The 18,813-nt window shown below is 47.2% G+C and carries 17 protein-coding genes; 4 read left to right on the top strand and 13 right to left on the bottom strand.

What is annotated here, in order from left to right; all coding sequences use genetic code 11:
- Nucleotides 1-150 precede the first annotated feature (150 nt).
- The 4 genes from PTQ21_RS17655 to PTQ21_RS17640 form a co-directional block, all read right to left on the bottom strand.
- On the bottom strand, nt 151-510 hold the full coding sequence (locus PTQ21_RS17655; RefSeq protein WP_063563329.1) for a winged helix-turn-helix transcriptional regulator: 360 nt from the start codon (nt 508-510) through the stop codon (nt 151-153).
- A 474-nt stretch (nt 511-984) separates the two neighbouring features.
- Nucleotides 985-1,548, bottom strand: a complete 564-nt coding sequence (hxlB, locus tag PTQ21_RS17650; protein ID WP_090949316.1) for a 6-phospho-3-hexuloisomerase — start codon at nt 1,546-1,548, stop codon at nt 985-987.
- A 5-nt stretch (nt 1,549-1,553) separates the two neighbouring features.
- The gene (gene hxlA, locus PTQ21_RS17645) at nt 1,554-2,186 is read right to left on the bottom strand and encodes a 3-hexulose-6-phosphate synthase (RefSeq protein ID WP_063563327.1); all 633 of its coding nucleotides are present in this window, start codon (nt 2,184-2,186) and stop codon (nt 1,554-1,556) included.
- A gap of 406 nt (nt 2,187-2,592) precedes the next feature.
- Nucleotides 2,593-3,675 carry a lactonase family protein gene (locus PTQ21_RS17640; RefSeq protein WP_072732503.1) on the bottom strand — a complete coding sequence of 361 codons (1,083 nt, stop codon included), beginning with the start codon at nt 3,673-3,675 and terminating at the stop codon, nt 2,593-2,595.
- A gap of 217 nt (nt 3,676-3,892) precedes the next feature.
- Here PTQ21_RS17640 and PTQ21_RS17635 point away from each other — a divergent pair, with 217 nt between their 5' ends.
- On the top strand, nt 3,893-4,822 hold the full coding sequence (locus PTQ21_RS17635) for an AEC family transporter (RefSeq protein ID WP_063563325.1): 930 nt from the start codon (nt 3,893-3,895) through the stop codon (nt 4,820-4,822).
- Here the strand turns inward: PTQ21_RS17635 and PTQ21_RS17630 are convergent.
- From PTQ21_RS17630 to PTQ21_RS17610, 5 genes are all read right to left on the bottom strand, one after another.
- Nucleotides 4,800-5,390, bottom strand: a complete 591-nt coding sequence (locus PTQ21_RS17630) for a DUF2062 domain-containing protein (protein ID WP_063563324.1) — start codon at nt 5,388-5,390, stop codon at nt 4,800-4,802. The genes PTQ21_RS17635 and PTQ21_RS17630 overlap by 23 nt on opposite strands.
- A 58-nt stretch (nt 5,391-5,448) precedes the next feature.
- On the bottom strand, nt 5,449-5,907 hold the full coding sequence (locus tag PTQ21_RS17625) for an OsmC family protein (protein ID WP_274566515.1): 459 nt from the start codon (nt 5,905-5,907) through the stop codon (nt 5,449-5,451).
- Between the two features lie 19 nt (nt 5,908-5,926).
- On the bottom strand, nt 5,927-6,694 hold the full coding sequence (locus PTQ21_RS17620; protein ID WP_090805633.1) for a DeoR/GlpR family DNA-binding transcription regulator: 768 nt from the start codon (nt 6,692-6,694) through the stop codon (nt 5,927-5,929).
- A 150-nt stretch (nt 6,695-6,844) separates the two neighbouring features.
- Entirely contained in the window at nt 6,845-7,975 is a 1,131-nt protein-coding gene (locus PTQ21_RS17615) for an NADH-dependent flavin oxidoreductase (protein WP_274566514.1), read from the bottom strand.
- A 250-nt stretch (nt 7,976-8,225) separates the two neighbouring features.
- Nucleotides 8,226-8,903: an SOS response-associated peptidase gene (locus PTQ21_RS17610; protein ID WP_063563320.1), complete on the bottom strand. Its 678-nt coding sequence runs from the start codon at nt 8,901-8,903 to the stop codon at nt 8,226-8,228.
- A 231-nt stretch (nt 8,904-9,134) separates the two neighbouring features.
- Here PTQ21_RS17610 and PTQ21_RS17605 point away from each other — a divergent pair, with 231 nt between their 5' ends.
- Nucleotides 9,135-9,656: a zinc metalloprotease gene (locus PTQ21_RS17605; RefSeq protein WP_064638927.1), complete on the top strand. Its 522-nt coding sequence runs from the start codon at nt 9,135-9,137 to the stop codon at nt 9,654-9,656.
- A gap of 43 nt (nt 9,657-9,699) precedes the next feature.
- The gene (locus tag PTQ21_RS17600) at nt 9,700-10,374 is read left to right on the top strand and encodes a hypothetical protein (RefSeq protein WP_274566513.1); all 675 of its coding nucleotides are present in this window, start codon (nt 9,700-9,702) and stop codon (nt 10,372-10,374) included.
- Between the two features lie 185 nt (nt 10,375-10,559).
- Here the strand turns inward: PTQ21_RS17600 and PTQ21_RS17595 are convergent, their stop codons facing one another.
- A complete protein-coding gene (locus tag PTQ21_RS17595) occupies nt 10,560-11,399 on the bottom strand; it encodes a helix-turn-helix transcriptional regulator (RefSeq protein ID WP_274566512.1) in 840 nt (279 codons plus the stop codon).
- Between the two features lie 192 nt (nt 11,400-11,591).
- Between PTQ21_RS17595 and PTQ21_RS17590 the strand changes: the two genes are divergently transcribed.
- A complete protein-coding gene (locus PTQ21_RS17590) occupies nt 11,592-13,586 on the top strand; it encodes a beta-galactosidase (RefSeq protein WP_274566511.1) in 1,995 nt (664 codons plus the stop codon).
- Between the two features lie 109 nt (nt 13,587-13,695).
- Here PTQ21_RS17590 and PTQ21_RS17585 read toward each other — a convergent pair whose 3' ends face one another.
- The 3 genes from PTQ21_RS17585 to PTQ21_RS17575 form a co-directional block, all read right to left on the bottom strand.
- Nucleotides 13,696-16,254 carry a beta-mannosidase gene (locus PTQ21_RS17585; RefSeq protein WP_274566510.1) on the bottom strand — a complete coding sequence of 853 codons (2,559 nt, stop codon included), beginning with the start codon at nt 16,252-16,254 and terminating at the stop codon, nt 13,696-13,698.
- Between the two features lie 260 nt (nt 16,255-16,514).
- Nucleotides 16,515-17,540, bottom strand: coding sequence for a LacI family DNA-binding transcriptional regulator (locus PTQ21_RS17580; RefSeq protein WP_274566509.1), 1,026 nt, complete (start codon nt 17,538-17,540; stop codon nt 16,515-16,517).
- A gap of 200 nt (nt 17,541-17,740) precedes the next feature.
- The gene (locus PTQ21_RS17575) at nt 17,741-18,688 is read right to left on the bottom strand and encodes a DMT family transporter (protein ID WP_274566508.1); all 948 of its coding nucleotides are present in this window, start codon (nt 18,686-18,688) and stop codon (nt 17,741-17,743) included.
- Nucleotides 18,689-18,813: the final 125 nt, after the last annotated feature.

The following is an 18,813-nucleotide window of genomic DNA, read 5'->3' as shown; positions in this document are numbered from 1 at the left end:
AGCTTTTAGGCGAACGCTTCGCTTCTTCAGGCTATTTCTGCCTTCTACGTTTCAAGAAAACTTTTTTAAAACTGTCAGTGAATTAGAAGGAAAGAAAAACCGCCAGGTAATGGAAGTGTCCATTTACCAGGCGGTTCGTCTGACTATAACTTATTCTGATTTCCAAATTACATTTTCACCATAGTTTTTACCCCAGTTATACATCGCATGCAGCACGGGCATCAGGCTCTGTCCGTGATCCGTCATCGTATATTCCACACGAGGAGGTACTTCTGCATACACCTTGCGCTCAATTAGCTTGTCTTCCTCCAGCTCACGCAACTGGTTGGTCAGCATCTTTTGGGTAATATGAGGAATCAATCGCTTCAATTCACTGAAACGTTTGGTGCCTTCAAGACCCAGATGCCATAAAATAATCAGTTTCCATTTGCCGCCAATAACAGCAAGGGTCAATTCTTTCTCACAGTTGATCTCTTTCAAGTTGATGCGTTCCTTGACTTCGGTTGCCATGGCTCCGAGCCCCCTTTTCTTCCACTCAATATTATATCGCTAAAATGCATTTCGCATATCACAAGAACACTCCGCAACAGGAGAACTTGCCGCTCCCTTGTATCATATAACGGGTTCATTGGTTCGATACAGCTTGTATACATTCTACTACAGCAAGACTCTGATGTTAAGCAAACCCCGAATCAGACCACAAACAACGATAGCAGAAAAGACCGGAACTCCCTCTTGTTTAAGGGTATTCCGGTCTTCCATCTATAAGTTGAACTAATGAATATTTACACTAGCCACTCCGATGACAGAACAATCTTCCGATCGCTGTTATGCCCAGATTTTTTCATCCTCTTTATCAAAAGTGAAAATCTGGTCATAAAGGCGAACGCTCCGCTTCTCCAGCTTATTTCTGTCCTCTACGTTGTTGTGTAAATGTTTAGTTCAACTTATATATTCTACTTCATCAAGTTTATGACATATGGTCTATTCCAGGTTGGCATGACGCCCAAACATGTCTGCTCCAGTCATACTCTTCAATTCCATCATGGTGAGCACCAGTGCATCCATGCTCAGCAGCAGCCCCTGTTCAAACAGAGAGCCCATCGGCTGAATGGTCACTTCGGTTCCGGCGGTCGCCGTATCCTCTTTGGCAGAGGCAGGGAGACGAACCACGGTATCGGACAGCTGTCCAATGGTGGACTCTGGTTTAATTGTGATCAGACCCACAGGAGCACCTGCTTTACTGGCCTTCTGAGCCATCGCTGCCAGACTGCCTGTCTCCCCTGAGCCTGAGCATAACAAGAGGAAGTCTTTCGGAGAGATCCCTGGCGTAACGGTCTCCCCAACTACATATACCCGCAGACCCATCTGCATCAATCTCATCGCAAAAGCCTTTCCCATCAGACCGGATCGGCCTGCGCCTGCCACAAAAATCTGTTCGGCAGCCAGAATATGTTCCGCCATGGCCTGCATCTCCGAGTCGTCGATCTGGCTTAGCGTACGTTCCAGCTCCTTCAAGATGTCCACTGCGTATTGTCGGCTGCTCATCTGTCTTACCCTTGTTGAACCAAACGTTGCATCTCAGCTGCTACTTTAGCTTTGTCTGCTTGTCCAGTGATACCGCCACCCACAATCACCAGATCCGGTTGTGCTTTGATCACTTCAGGCAATGTTTCCAGCTTGATGCCACCAGCTACAGCTGTTTTTGCATTTTTCACGGCTTGTTTGATCGTTTGCAGATCTTCGAACGGGCTTTGTCCTTCAGCTTGCAGGTCATAACCTGTGTGTACACAGATGTAATCTACGCCAAGCGAATCAACTTCTCGAGCACGCTGTTCAAGATTAGGCACGTTTATCATGTCCACAAGAACTTGTTTGTTTTGTTTCTTCGCTTCTGCTACTGCACCTTTGATCGTACTATCATTGGTTGCCCCAAGCACAGTGATCAGATCCGCACCAGCTTCAGCTGCTTTCATGATTTCATAACCACCAGCGTCCATAATTTTAAGGTCTGCAAGAACTTGCAGATTAGGGAATGCTTCTTTCATCGCTTTTACCGCGTGCAAACCTTCATTAATAACGATTGGCGTACCAATCTCAACGATATCGATATATTGTTCAACTTCTTTAACAAGTGCAATACCTTCAGGGATGTTTACCAAGTCCAATGCCAATTGCAATTTCACGATTCATTTCTCCTTTTGCTGTTCGAGTATGAGTATATCCTGTAAAGGATGTTAAAAGATTTAGCCTGCACCGTTCAGCCAGTTCAGATGCATGCAATGTTTGTCATGGCTACTCATTCATTGTAGAACCTGACTATCCGTTAAGGAAGTACGCACTTTGAAGTCAGGTAGTTACTTGCACGATACTATTGATTGAATTACATTGTTATATGAACTTAAATTTGAAAATAAGTTGTCGTTCACAATCCACATATGTGGTTATCTGCGAATTCATGCGCTCCTCTTCTCATCAAAAAAGACCCCGCCACAAGGACAGGGTCTTTCCAAAGTATCAAGTCAACAAGATTATACAAATTGATCCTGAAAACGTATTTAAACCTCTCGGTTAATCATTCAAATCTTGGATTTACAGATAAACAGGTTTCACGCATACCGGCTTGGATACACCTGTGCTGTGGCCTGTGTATTTCAGACGCCCGCTCTCCTGATCCACTGTAAAGGAAACGATATTGTTGGTATCGCGGTTAGCTGCGATCAGCAGTTTGCCATTCGGAGTCAAAGCAAAGTGACGTGGGTGTTCACCCTCAGCAGATACATGCTCAACCAGTTTCAAATGTCCTGTTTCAGCGTCTACTGCAAATACCACGATGCTGTCATGCCCGCGGTTCGAACCGTATACGAAACGACCATCGTTTGATACGGCAATTTCAGCTGTTGTGTTTTCACTGCCATCATAGCCGTCAGGCAATGTGGACACGGTGGAAACCTCTGTCAATGTGCCTGCTGCTGCATCATAACGGAAAGTCGTAATGGAAGAATCCACTTCGTTAATAACATAGGCGAATTGACCGTTCGGATGAAATGCCAAGTGACGAGGTCCTGCACCCGGATGTGTTTTGGTTTCACTGTGCAGTACGAGTTCATTCTTGCCTGCATCAATGGAGTAGATTGCGATTTTGTCCGCACCCAGATCCTGTACCATCATGTATTTGCCATCCGGGCTGAAGAATGCAGAATGCACATGCGGCTTGTCCTGACGTTCAGGATGCGCACCTTTGCCTTCATGTTTCTTCTCATCCAGAAGCACGCCAACTTCACCGTTATCCGTCAGGGCTTGCAGACCCACCAGACCACCGTGGTAGCTGGAAAGGATCAAGTAACGTCCGGAAGGATCACGTTGGATATGACATGGTGGAGCCGAAATGGAGTCATGACGATTCAGCAATGACAATTTTCCTGTTGAAGGATCAATGCTCAGAGCTACAGCTTCAGACATTTTATTGCCTTCGGCAGACGCCGTCTCACCGATCGCATACAGTTTATTACCTTCAGCATCCACGTTTACAAACGTTGGATTTTTCACGCCCGCGATGCCGTCAAGCTTGGAGAGGTTACCTGTATCCTCATTCAATTCATATGCGTAAATGCCCTCATTTTCCGCTTCGGCATAAGAGCCGACCAATACGAGCAAGCGTTTTGATTCACTCATTACAGTTTCCTCCTCTATGTGTATGTAATCTGGTTGCACCTCTTCTATAATAAATCTGCCATATCAAAATAGCAATCCACCGCCCCTGCGCATCCATCAAAGAAGTGGCCTCAAACATATGCTCATTATGCAAGTCAATACCAAAATCCATTCCCGACAAAGGTCAACTTCTGCTATGATAAAATAGGTTTTTCATCCAGAAAGGACTGAATTTCGATTGTTTAATTCATTTCTGCTCACGTTATATCATGTATTTCTGCCCATATCGCTTCCCGTAATCGGAGGCATATTGTTAAAACGGTTCAAAAATTGGGATACTCGGCCGCTGTCGACCTTTTCCCTCTATATTTTGAGCCCTGCGCTTATCTTTGATACACTGCTGCATGCTGATATTACATGGACAGACGTAACCGGCACATTCTGGTTCTCCATCATCAATCTGATCGCCCTGTGGGCACTTGCTGAACTGCTGAGCCGAATATTCCATCTTGGGGCAAGCGAAAAAGCGGGACTTACCCTTGTCTCCACGTTTACGAACTGCGTGAATTATGGGCTCCCGCTTGTGTTGCTTGCCTTTGGACAGCTTGGATTGGATAAGGCTTCGGTATATGTCATCGGACAGATGATCATTGTAAACACAGTAGGTATCTTTTTTGCCGCCAGATCTGAATTCACGGTCAAAAATGCGATTCTGTCCGTCTTCCGTATGCCTTCCATCTATGCTGCTTCGATAGCCATCATCCTGCGTGCATCCAATCTGAGCTTGCCAGTGGCACTGGATGGAGGCATCTCCATGCTCGCAGCCGGTTACTCCCCTGTCGTACTAGCCATTCTCGGTGCACAGATGCTCAGAGCGCGTGGTTCCGTCGAACCTTGGAAACCCAACGTCCGCAAAGCGTTCTGGACCGGACTTATAGTACGGCTTGCTGCAGCGCCAGTACTCTCATATCTAATCCTGACTGCACTTCAGATTGAAGGAACGTTATTCAGTGTGCTGCTGATCCTAGCGTCCATGCCGACCGCAGTGAACGCCGTAATTTTGGCCGAGCAATTCAATGCGTCTCCGCAGTTTGTGTCCCGCTGTATTCTGTGGACAACTGCTGCGTCCATGGTCATTCTGCCGATCATGATTGTGATGTCTTCCTGATCAGCACGGAAGCTGAAGTTGGAGACATCGCTGCCTGCTTGCGTTTCTCCAACCGACGTTCAAAGCGACGTTTGAGTGCTCTGACATAGAAGAACTTGACGACAAAGTAAGAAATCACACCCAGGATGACCCCAAAGACGGACATGCCTGCCAGAATATCCAGACCACCCCGCAATAGTTCACTTAGCGCGGACCAGTTACCGCGAAACAGCTCCATAAAGGCACTCTCATGAACAAGCCCCTGCCCCATGCTGTGCGCCGGCAATATCCAGGAACCAATTTGCTTGGCAAGTGGCATCAATATGATAGGCAGGAAAGTTAGCTTGCCGACCACGTTGCCCACAATAGCCGCTGGCAGTGAACCACCGGACAAACGTACAATCGGATAGAACACGAGATATACCAGTGATGCTGTGGAAATGACGATCAATTCCAAACCAAAACCCAAAGCAAATCCGGTAGATACTTTATGTGCCCCGCCGGGAGCACGTAACAATTTGAGAAAATTAAGCTTCAAAGCACGTGTTAAACGCGCAAAACGTGAGTTTTTGCTTTTCTGTAGGTTCATACCGAACTTCCCCTTATCTTACACAAATGACGGCTGAAGCCGCCTACTCTTCAGTATATCACACCGCGTTAACGCCTGCTGTTATAATCACTGGCTGTGTCTCAATGGCGACGTTACCTGCTACCGCTCTGGAGATCATGCAGGACTCTTCAGCTTTATGTGCCAAGCGCTCCGCCTTCGTTACATCAGCATCAGATGCATCCGCTTTGAGCACAATGCGAGGTCTGTGTGTGATCCGTTCGTACGTAAATACGTTATTGGTAACATCCACCGTCGCTTCAGACTCCAGTGTCAGTTCATCTGGTGTAATATCCGATCGCTCCAGCATTGCTGCCAGTGTAATCAAATAACAGGTGGACGCTGCACCCAGCAGCATTTCATCCGGATTGGTTCCAGTACCCGGACCACCCATCTCCTGTGGAATCGAAATGACTGTTTTTAACCCGCCTGCATCAATATGCCCTTCACTGTTACGTCCACCATTCCAAGTAGCTTTCAGGTGAAAAGGATGTTTCATTATATTCATTCCTTTCTAATTAGACACGGACACATGCTATGGATTGTTCATTCAGTGCGCTAACCTGCTCTTCCTCTAAGCCCAGATCCGTTATTACTTTTGCCACACTACTGAGTTCAGCCACTCTTGTAAAAGCCTGCACGCCAAACTTGCTCGAATCCGCCAGCAATATAACTTCATCAGCGATGCTGATCATCTTCTGCTTCACCAGCGCCTGCAATTCATTCGACTCACTGATGCCCTTGGTCAAATGTACACCTTTGCAGGATAAGAAAACTTTATCCACATGATACGCATCAAGCGACCGTTCAGCTAGCGGCCCTACAAACGATAGGGACTTCGAAGCAAGCTGCCCGCCTGTCGCGATTACACGGATCTGTTCCTTGTTACTCAGCTCCGCTGCGACCTTAATGGAGTTGGTCAACACGGTGAGTGGTATGTTCGGCAGTCCAGCCGCCATATACCACGCAGTTGTACTGGCATCCAGCGCTATCCGGTCACCGTGCTCTACCATTTTCAACGCTTCGTCCGCAATTCTGCGTTTCTCTTCTGCATGAGTTACAGCCCGCTCCGGATAAGGGATCTCCGACTGCCCCTCTTCTTTATATTTTACGCTGACAGCCCCGCCGTGGGAACGTCTGAGCCTTCCCGCCTGCTCCAGCTTGTCCAGATCACGACGGATCGTCTCTTCCGTCACACCGCAGCGCTCACTCAGCTCGGTTACGCGCATACTTCCCTGGGAATCTACCCATTCCACAATTTTCTCATAACGTTCAGCCACGAGCATCTTCATTCACTCCAAACCGTTGATTATCCAAGATGAATCCTGTTCATCCCATCATACCACAGTGCCCCCGGAAGTAGAATTTCATCAAGGGCGCAGAGGGTGCAAAAAAGAGGGAGCTTACGCTCCCTCCATTTCGAATGAAATTGTGTCTTATTTATCGTCAGCCATAGGGAACCAGCCCGGTGTGTGAATAATTGCATTCCACAGACCGTCAGGGATAACCAGACGTTCCTGATCCGATTTGGTGAGAATCGTCTCAATATCTTCTTCACGTCCGCTTTCGATTTTCTCAACCCAGTCAGGCTCGATAATCAGCTCACGGCCAATCGCAAGCAATGGCACACCACTCTGAAGAGCTTCGGCTGCCTCATCTGCCGTATGGATGGCCCCTACACCAATGACAGGCAGTTTACCGTCCACGCGATCAATGATAAATTCAATTCTGGAGCGAGTATCTGCTTCACCACGTCTTGGCTTGGACCAGAACTCGTTGACGGATACATGCAGGTAATCCAGATTTTTATCTTTCAGCGCATCAACCAATGCATACGTCTCTTCCATGGTCAGTCCCGGTGTTTCCGGCTCTTCTGGGGAGAAACGGTATCCAACGATAAACGGCAATTTCGTATGTGTAGCTACAGCCTTCTGGACCTCATCCACCACAGCCAGTGGGAATGTGAGACGTTTCTCGATGCTTCCACCCCAACGATCTTCACGTCGGTTGGAATGCGGAGAGAAGAACTGCTGAATCAGATAACCGTTCGCACCATGAATCTCAACACCGTCGAAGCCAGCTTCAATGGCGCGGCGGGTTGCTTCTCCAAAGTCCTTGATGATGGACGTAATTTCGTCATCAGACAACTCTCTTGGTACAGGAGATCCCGGACGCTCACTGGCAACAGCGCTTGGAGCAGCGACTTGACCCGCTGGCACCGCTTGTTCTGGCGTGAGACGACCTGCATGGAAAATTTGCAGTACGGCTTTGGAACCTTGCTGCTTAATCGTATCGGCCAGACGTTTCAGACCGGGAATAAAGCTATCGTCATAACTTCCAAATTGAGCCGGAAAACCAATTCCATTCGCAGTTACATGGGTTACCGCTGTAACAGACATACCAGCACCGCCAGTACGACGTGCATAATAAGCAAGTTCAGCGTCTGATACAGTACCATCGGGATTTGAGGACATATGAGTCATTGGAGCGAGCACGATCCGGTTTTTCAGCGTAATGCCGCTTGGCAGTGAAACTTGTTCAAACATTGGGCTATACTTTGGATTCATTCGTGGTTCCCTCCTGATTTAATATCTCTTTTAATAGATATATGAATATATGCGTTCGCTTTCTGTAATGATTATAGTTACGTTTCACTCACATTGCAACTTTTCATTTTCACCCCTTATCCATTCGATGCTTAAAGCTCACTGCTCCATTCACTCTCCGCCTTTTGTCCATTACACTTTTTTCTTCTTTCTCAACCCAAAAAGACGGAGTGTCTTACAACTCTCCGCCTCATAAAACTGCTTGGTTAGCTTAGAAACTGCGTACGTATGCCAGCTTCTGGTCCATTTCTTCCACACATTCATAGCAGTCATGCTCATCATTGGCTACCATCGGAGTAACCGGATACAGATTCATCTCTGTACTGTTGTAGGATTTCAACAACGGCAGCAGCTGTGTCACGCGTGTGTTCGCCGGATCCAGCCAGGTATTGATTTCTTCTTCAGACAGAATCGCCGGCATTTTGCTTCCAAACTCCCGTGTAACCATGTTCGCTCCCGCCATCAGCATCGTGCAGGTACGCAGTGGCTGTTTGCGCGTATCTTTCCATACCTCGTATAATCCCGCTATGCCAAACAATCCGCGATCCGGCATAACCACTCGGACTGCATAGCTTTTCTTGCCTTCTTGACGCCAGTAATACAAACCATTGCATGGGATAACACAACGCTTCGTCTCTACCAGCTTGTAGTAGGCTGGATTCTCATGCACCGTCATGAGATTGGCATTGACTGCATCGCGTCCCCAGAACGGAATGAATCCCCATCGGAACTCGTCCAATACCCGCTCACCATCCTGATGCAAAATAATCGGTGTATGCTGGGTTGGGCTGATATTGTAACGGTTTTTGTAATAATACATCACCCGTTGAATCTTAAAATGATCCCTGACCTCATCCAAATCGGCTGCCAATGAAAAACGGTTACACATGCTCAGGCACTTCCTTTCCCTGCTTGAATTGAATTTGATTGTATTGTTTGTAATAGCAGGGAAATTATGCATGCTTGTATGGACAGCAATCGACTTTTTCAGACGAAAAGAAGGTCTTATCCAGCAAAATCCTTTGTTTTTAACACGAAAAAAAGACTTAAGACTCATTTCAATCGCTCTATTCCTTGTTACTATAATAGAGAAAAAATACAATTATTGGAGGTTTTAAGTATGAAAAGGAAGTTTTTAATGAGCATCATGTTGTTTTCAGCCATCGCGATGTTCGGCGGTACCATCTATGCGGCAACTTTTCTAACCTACGGCTACCCGAGCTCCACCATCCCGATTCGAACTTACAACTACGCCTCCGCGTGGCAAACCCCAATGGATGCCTCCCTCAGCAACTGGAACAATGCCGGTGCCAAAGTACAGTTCACCAAAACGAGCAGTTCCCCCAACACCATTACGGCCGGAAACTTCAATAACACGGCCTATGGTGTCAACTACGCCTCGGTATCTGGCAGTCAGGTCGTGAGCTTCCGCATTGAATTGAATGCAACCACCATTACGGCTGATGCAACCAACTTGTCCAACTTTATTCAAAGCGTATTCGTTCATGAGCTCGGACACTCCGTTTGGCTCGGGGACAACCCATCCACCACCAGCCCTTCCATCATGCTCTACTCCCGTAACCGGAACACAATGACACAACCTCAAACCTTCGATATCAACAACGTCAGATCCAAGTACTAATCCACTATTCTCAAATCCCTAAATCCAAGGAGGATTCCTGCCCATGAAAAAAATTCGAGTATTGACGATGCTTGCCTCTTCCATTTTCATTTTATCTGCCCTAGGCTGCTCTTCAGCAACGACAAATACGGCTGCCACCAATAATGAACCAATCACGATGATTGCTTCCGAGGACTTCCCGAGTTACTCAAGTATCGGTGATCTCTCCGAGCGAGCAAACACCATCGTTAGAGGCAGTGTAATCCAAACACGCGTTGAAGCATTGAATGATATGGTACAAGCCCCTGCTGTAAATGAAAGTGCTCTGGATGAGCAAACGAACCCGGGCGGTGAGGATATTGTTCCTTTTGATAAAATCTATACGATTTATACCATTAAGGTTACTGAATCCTTCAAGGGAATTCATGCTGCCGGGGACACCATTGAAGTGAAACAGCTTGGCGGACAGCTGGGCAATACCGAGATTATTAACGATGACAATATCAAATTCATTCCCACCAAAGATTATGTACTCTTCCTGGAAACCTATGAGGACACCCCCGCCAGCCTGCTGAATTCCGTGCAAAGCTTGTATGTGATCAAACCCGCAGCTAAATCCACTCAACCAGGTGAGCAGCAATCGAAGTCCGACGTTATTGTGAGCGCGAACCCCGAGAATGATCTCAAGTTAAGCATTGATGAGCTGCAGGAAATCCAAAGCGAAGATCAGAACAAATAACCTCGTTGGACATGCATCTATCCACCCCCTCCTACTGTTCAGTCATATAGCAAAAACGTGCCGCTCAGTAGCAACTGGGCAGTACGTTTTTTTTGATTATTAATTTAGACTATGCCTGTTTGGTTCGTGATAACTTATTCACATATTTATTGAGATCATATTTATTTATGCCCCACTTATCCCTCTTATCCCCCGCTTCCCGAACTGTACAATGATCTGAATTGCTGCGGGGTCATCCCGATATAGGTCCGAAACATGCGAATAAAATAACTGCTGTATGTAAATCCACACTGAGAAGCAATTTGTTTCACGGATAGTTCCGAGTCTACGAGCATTTTCTTCGCGGCCAGAATGCGGCAGTCCAGCAGATACCTGCCGGGCGGAACACCCATGATACTCTTGAACATGCGATTAAAATAATACACGCTGTATCCCGCTATATCCGCCATTTCAGCAAGACTTAGCGGTTGTGTGCAGTGACGACGAATATAATCGGCTGTTGAGCGGATTGTATCCTGATGGTTCAGTAATGACGTCCCTTCGATTGACTCCGAATTTCGTGCCAATTCAACTAGCAACTCATACAGTACCGCCGACAACTTCGGTTCATGCACACTCTCATAACCTTCACCGAGCTGGCATAATTGTTCATGCAACTCCTCGAAACGTTCCTCGCCAGAGAATGAAAAGAGCCACACTTTATCCGGATTCCGCAAGCCTAGCAGCCGCTCCAGATCGTGGGCTTGCAGATGAATCCATCTGATATCCCAGGGATCAGATGGATCGGCATAATACTGTTGCGCCTGTCCCGGCGCATATAGAAAACCTTGTCCAGCCGTTAATCGAACGCTACCCTGCTCGGTTCTCACTTCACCCTGTCCGTTGAAAACCAGATGCAAATTATACTCTCGTATTCCGTGCGGACGATGTTCCTTGTGCTCTGGATCGAGATATCTTCCGTAGGCTACTGGATAACATGCATACCCTGCATGCCCGAGCTCCGGCATAAACCAATGGTTTCGCATATGTTCTCCCCCCAAAAATAGCAAGATCATGATACCCTATCGCAACATGTTATTATATTCCCCTCTCATTATCCATTATAAAATGAAATAGACTCGACACTCTTCCACAAGATGATGATAGTGGAGTCATTAAGCACTGGCTTGAGCGTGCATGAAAATCATTATGTTCCAGACCAAAGGAGATTAGCATACATGAACCAAAACCGACCTATTCAAATGGGTGTTGATTATTATCCTGAACATTGGGACCCTAATCTGTGGGAGCAGGATGCCCGATTAATGGCCGATAGTGGTGTACGTATTGTACGTGTGGGTGAATTTGCCTGGAGTCGAATGGAGCCTGCCGATGGACAATTCGATTGGACATGGCTTGATCAGGCGCTCGATACCCTTCATCGCAATGGGCTCCAGGTGGTGATCGGTACACCAACGATGACACCACCACGGTGGCTCACCAAAAAATGTCCTGATATTCTGCCAGTGCTGCCAAGTGGACAGTTGTACCATGAAGGAGTCCGCGGCCACCGCTGTTATAACAGTTCGAGCATGCGGACGTACAGTGCACGAATGGTTCAGAAGCTGAGCGAGCGATATGCAGGACATCCGGCTGTGATTGGCTGGCAGACTGATAATGAATTCAGTTTCACGGATTGTCAGTGTACTGCTTGTTCAGAGGCTTTTCGCGAGTGGGTTCGAGCCCGTTACATTTCACTAGGGCAGCTCAACCAGGCTTGGGGTACTGTTGTCTGGAGTGGAGAATACAGCGATTGGGAACAGGTGACGCCACCATATGGCGGCTCTCCGTTTCAGAATCCTTCGTTCCTGCTGGACTACTCCCGTTTTCAGTCGGATTCCATTGTGGCTTTTCAAAGCATCCAAATCGAGATCATTCGGCATAACTGTCCCGATCATTTTGTCACTCATAATTTTCATAGCTATCCGCAAAAGGCAGATCAATATAAAATCGGTCAGGATCTGGATTTCGCTTCTTTTGATTACTATCCCAACCCTTCACCTAACAAAACGGACACCGCACCTTACAGTGGCGCTTTGTCGCTAGATCTAACACGTGGCATCAAACGCCGCAATTTCTGGATTATGGAGCAGCTTAGCGGACCTCCAGGATGCTGGTTTCCGATGTGGCGTACACCCCAGCCCGGCTTCTTGCGTGCTTACTCATGGCAGACTATTGCCCGTGGAGCGGATGCGGTCGTGCATTTCCGCTGGCGCAGTGCCACTATAGGAGCAGAACAGTTCTGGCACGGACTGATTGATCACAGCAATGTTCCAGGGCGACGGTTCAAGGAGTTTCAGCAACTGTGTACCGAAGTGAACAGTCTGGGTGAACGTCTGCAAGGCTCAACATTGCAGAACGAAGTCGCCATCCTGCATTCGCATGATCAGTTAAACGCTCTACGAATTCAGCCACAGGCGGAAGGACTGGAGTACTACGAAAATATAAAAGTATGGCATCGTGCCCTAACCAAATGGGGAATTAGTACAGATGTTATCCATTCCTCGGAAGCGCTCGATGGCTACAAAATCATCATCGCACCGCACTTGTATCTGCTGGACGAGAGCACCACGGAACGTCTGCAAGCTTTTGCAGCGGATGGTGGCATGTTGGTCTTAACGCATCGCACCGGTGTCAAAAACGATAACAACGTCTGTGTCATGGAGCCACTTCCAGGTATGTTATCTGCTTGCTCGGGCGTGCGTGTTACCGAATATGACCCCATCGGTGGTGACCAAATTCAGATTCGGGATGAGAAGGGCAATACATATGCTGCCTCACAATGGGCTGATGTGTTGGAACTGGACACGGCACAGGCGATTGCGGTTTATGCGGATCAATTTTATGCCGAAAGTGCGGCTGTCACCCAAAACAACTGGGGTAAAGGCGCTGTCTATTATGTAGCGACCCAGCCGGATGAAGCTTATCTGAGCCAGTTACTGCAAAACATCGCTGAACAATGTGGCCTGTCCGGGATTCAAACTCTGCCAGACGGTGTCCAGGTGACAACCCGCTCAGGACCGAATGGAACGTTTCGTTTCATCCTGAATTTAAGTCCTGAATCTGTCTCCATTCCGTTGCAAGCATCATACAAAAGTGCATTGGATGGAACTATGAAAGGACCTCGATTGGAACTGGAGCCGTATGATATCGAAATCTTGGAGATTCAATAATATGTAACATCTCTGCGCTTAAAACAAAATGAACCATGAAAAGGCCCGGGTATGCACATCAAGTGCATCCGGGCCTTAAAGAATTGGGCGTTAACAACGTAAACCAATCTTACTTGATTACAATTTGATAAAGTCGGCCATGGAACGAACCTGGATGGCCCCCCCCCTTGGAGACAGCACCAACAGATCCTTGCAATTCCCCTCTGGCGGTGAACTTGACCTTCACAGGAATACCCGGAATGAGGTCGAAGAAATTGTCCGAGAACACCCCTTCTGCCTCAGTAGAAATCCATACTTGTTTTGCAAGTACATCGCTTTCCAGGACCAGATGCACGCCATCATTCTCGGTAACTTCGGTTACCTTAATTTGCGCTGGTTGCAATGCAATATCCTTTGAAGGTGCAAAATAATGTTCCTGTGTGATGTCGGATGCCCCATCCTGCTTCAGATCAATACGCAGCAATGTTGTTGCAGCATCGCGACCTTCCAGCCATTCCGCCTGGCTCAATGACAGCACCTGTTGACCAGAGTTGGATGCCAGAGCAACTTCATGCTCTTCCTCACGATATATTGTGCCATCAAAGCCAATCAGGCGTACCTGGAGTTTGCCTTTCACAGGTTCAAGCTGATCCGAGACCAAATAAATGTCTGTCACGTCATCCTTCGTACCATCTACCGATACCAAGATATCGCTGAAGCTGCGTTTGGCGTAATATTGCAACGCTTTCCAACGTCCAAAGTAATCCATCCCCGCCCATGAAGCCACCGGCCAGCAATCGTTCATCTGCCAGTAGAGCGTTCCCATACAGAACGGTTTGCGACGACGGTGAGCCTCAATGGCTGTTTTCATCGCCTCAGCCTGAAGCACTTGGCTCATATAGAGGAAGGATGGGAAATCTTTCGGTTCATGCATGTACATATCCATGTATTGTTTGATCAGACGATTACCTGCCCCGTTCTTCTGATGCGCCAGCATGACTTCAGACTCCAATGCCAGATCCTCTTCCTCCGCATACTTGCGAACCGAATCGTATTCAGGGAAGGACTGGAAGCCATACTCACTCATGAAGCGACCAACATGAACGTTGTAGTTCTCAAAGGGCTCCACATTATGCCACACACCCCAATAGTGGATATCCCCTTCTGATGTGGATGGGTGAGCATGCTGTTTCTCGTCTCCCGACAGTGATACCAGTGGTGAAGAAGGCCAATAATCCACACCAGGAGCATAGGCTTCCACCACTTCCGGCAAAAGATCATGGAAAATAGCTTCGTAATCCGCCCAAATGCGTTCTCTTTGCTCCGCGTTGTAATCTTTTTTCCAACCCCAGCCGCCATCCTCAATGTAATGTGCCCACGCTGAATCAATCTCGTTATTACCACACCACAGCACAATGCTTGGATGATTACGCAGACGTTTCACATTATCAATCGCCTCATGCTTCACACTATTTAGGAAAGCCTCGTCTCCAGGATACATGCTGCATGCAAACATAAAGTCCTGCCATACGAGCAAACCATATTCGTCACACAACTCGTAGAATACGTTTTCTTCATAGAAGCCACCACCCCATACACGGAGCATATTCATGTTCGACTCGGCAGCAGATACAATCTCATGCAGATAGCGCTCACGTGTCACTTCTGTTATGAAGCTGTCATTGGGAATGTGGTTCGCACCTTTGGCAAACACAGCAACTCCGTTTAACTCAAAATAAAAGGATGCTCCCGCTTTATCTTTGTCACGAACCAGACGAATGGACCGAATACCCGTTTTGACTGTAGACTCAGCCACAGCCTGTTCGCCCTGAATCACTTCCGTATGGAAAGAATACATATGCGCGTCACCCAATCCGCGGCTCCACCACAACTTCGGCTCAACAATAGAGATTGGAACCTCCACAGTTTGGACGCCCGGTTTCAGGGTTACAGCCTGCTCCCAACTCTGTTCATCCGTTCCTACTCGAATAACTGTTTCTATCGATTGCGTAGACTCCACTTCCACGACCGCAGTGAGCGAAGCGGAAGCAGCGGTTACTTCATTTTGTTGAATGAATACATCATTAATTCGTACGTCCGTCCAGCCTTCAAGGCGTGCTTCGCGCCAGATTCCGCTGGTTACAAAACGTGGACCCCAGTCCCAACCATAGTGGTACGGGGCTTTCCGTGCAAAAATACTCACTCTTTTATCGCCTAATCCCCCCACGTCAGATTGATCATTCGATGCAGGCAGGGCATATCCTAGTTTCTCCAGCTTCGGCAGATCTTCATTGATCGGAGAACGAAAACGTATTCGGAGTACGTTGCCACTTGCCTTTACAACAGATTTCACGTCGACTGTCCACACCCGGAACATATTGTCTGCCGACAACAGATGTTGTTCATTCACATACACATCTGCATATGTATCCAGACCATCAAAGACCAGCTCCAGATGCTGCGACGACAATAGTGCCTCATTCACATCAAATTCCGTGCGATATTCCCAGTCTTTCTTATCGACCCATTGAATTTCTTTTTCGTTAGTTCCATAGAAAGGGTCCGGTATTTTACCCAGTTTCAGCAAATCCGTATGCACACAGCCGGGTACGTGAGCCGGCATCCATTCCTGATCCTCACAAGCCTTGAACGTCCAATTCTGAAAAGTCTGCGATTGTATTTTGCTCATGACAGCCTCCGTTATCATTGAAGTATTTTTCAAAAAAACATTTTGTTATGTTTTGTTATTATAAAAACAAATAACTTACAAAACAAAATTAACATGATATGCTCAATTCAGTCAATCTGTTTTGTGGATTATTTCAAAAAAACATATCCGATAACAAAAAAAAAGACATGAAGCCCAATCTCTCCATGTCTTTTCACCCCAAGTTTATAGCGTCCTGGCGTGTGTTATTATTAACATTTCTAAATTCACGTTCGATAGCTTCACGGTAAAATAGCATTGTACTCATCACGAATGATTAATTCCGAATAGATCAGTTTTCTTTCAAAAGGCCCGTCCGGATGCTCCAACCGCCATAATAACTGGTCCACCGCACGTCTGCCCAGATTCTCCTTATTGATATGCACCGTAGCAAGAATCGGCTCTTCTGCACGGGTATTATCAAACCCGGTTACTGCACAGCGCTCTGGCACCTCGATGCCCCTGCTTTGGAGTGCACCAATCACAACAGCGGCCATGTGGTCGTTGGCACATACCATCACTTCGGGGATATCCTCCATCTTCATGGCGATAATCGATTCCCGAATGTGATCCAGATCAGGTCCCAGCAAATCTGCTTGCTGCGAGACTTGCAGCTGCATCTCTTCCAGTACCGAACGATAGCCGAGCCATCGTTCTCTGAAACTGGCTGCATCAGGCAATTCGCCAGCAAACTGTAGCCGTCTGTAGCCCTTTCCAACGAGCATCAACACCAGTTCCTGCATACATTTCATGTTATCTGTAAACACCGTATCTCCATGAATTGCCGGGTCTTCATGATCAACCATCACAAGTGGAATATGCAGTCGATAAATCTCGAGCAATACGGATGTGGAAATGGAACCGACAGTTATAATACCGCTGATGGCTTCAGGATTCAGCACCGAAAACATGCGATCTGAGGAAGGTTCCGTCAAGGTAAGGATATCCATGCCCTTCTCATTCAGGCGTGCAGATATTCCGTCAAAGATGGGACCCCAGTACAGGGAGGATCGATTCTGCGAACGAATGTTAGGAAACAAGATCAGAATAGTCCCCTGTCTGTCTATCTTCATCTCCTGTTCAGCAGGGGTTTCCACTAGGAAACGTTTCGGTTCAGCTTTGAAATATCCGAGCTGTCCTGCCGTTCTGACAATCATCTCCCGGGTATGTTCACTGACACCGGGTTTACCGGTCAACGCACGAGAAACTGCGAATTTGGATACCCCCGCAGCATCGGCAATTTGCTGCATGGTTACTCTTTTGGCCATCTTTCTCACCCGTTTTTCCTTTATTTTTCATTTAGTGTAGCATAAAAAAAGGGATTCAACAAAACAAGTTATGAAAAGTTTCATTTTGTTAGGTTGAGGATTTGCTATAGATTCTGAATCTCTGCTGGATAAATAACAAAAAAGTTCCTCCACCTGCTTCACAATGAAGTTGATGGAAGAACTCTTGCTTTATTTCAAAGTTATACGCCCGGTGCTCCCTGATCTCCCAGTTCAGTCTGTAATGCTGTCCGCTTTCTGCGCCAGAATAACGGATAAGGGACTCTGATCTCTGTAATCAGAACACCAATGAGCATAAGTGCTGCACCCGCATACCCTTGCAGAGTAAGGGACTCCCCTTGAAAGGTAAACGCAAATGCTGCTGCAAACAGTGGTTCAAGTGAAAAGATCAGACTCGTTCTCGTTGGTGAAGCATGCCGCTGGGCAAGAGTCTGTAAAATGTAGCCAATGCCGCTGCACAGTACTCCCAGACCCAGAATGGCCGCCCAAGATTGAGGTGTGTCAGGTAAACGTGGTGTCTCCAGCACAAATGTAGCAGCCAGCCCCCACAGGGCTGCAACGCCCAGTTGCACCGTTCCCAGCGTTAGTGGATCATGCTTCGGCGTATACTTGCCAGCAATCATAATGTAGATCGCGTACATTAATGCTGCGAGAATGCAAAGGATATCCCCCATATGCAGGCTAAGCTCATGTTGGAGTGTCAACAATGCGAGCCCAATTACCGCCACGAGAATACTTATCGTTAACCGCAAGTCTGGCATTCTGCGATGCAGAATTGTCGTCAGGATGGGCACAAAGATCACTGCCAAACTGATCAAAAATCCTGCCTGGGAAGCCGTTGTGCGCTGTACTCCATAAGTGATAAATACAAAGGCCGCAAATAACGCTGTTCCCATAATAGCCCCTGCTACAAGCGTTCCTCGATCCATTCTGAACAGTCGCCGATGGAAAAGGACAGCTGCCGCGATAAAGGCAATTCCAAACCGGAAAGCGACCAGATTCAATTCCTGCATGGACTCCAGTCCTGATTTCATAAATAGATAGGATGATCCCCATATTACCGTTGCGAGCAGCATCTGCAAATCTGCTCTTCTTGATGCCTGACCTTGTGGTGCACGTACTCCGTTCATCTTGCTTCTACCTTCATTCTATGTATTGTAATCTAACCGAGGCTCTATCGAACTAACTCGCCTTGGCAAGTATAAACGATCTCTTTGCATTATAAAAATGAATATTTATAATAGTTAATATGAAA

The organism is Paenibacillus marchantiae, assembly GCF_028771845.1.
Taxonomy (GTDB): domain Bacteria; phylum Bacillota; class Bacilli; order Paenibacillales; family Paenibacillaceae; genus Paenibacillus; species Paenibacillus marchantiae.
The sequence above is the reverse complement of the archived record's forward strand: the minus strand, read 5'-3'. Positions and strand labels throughout refer to the sequence as shown.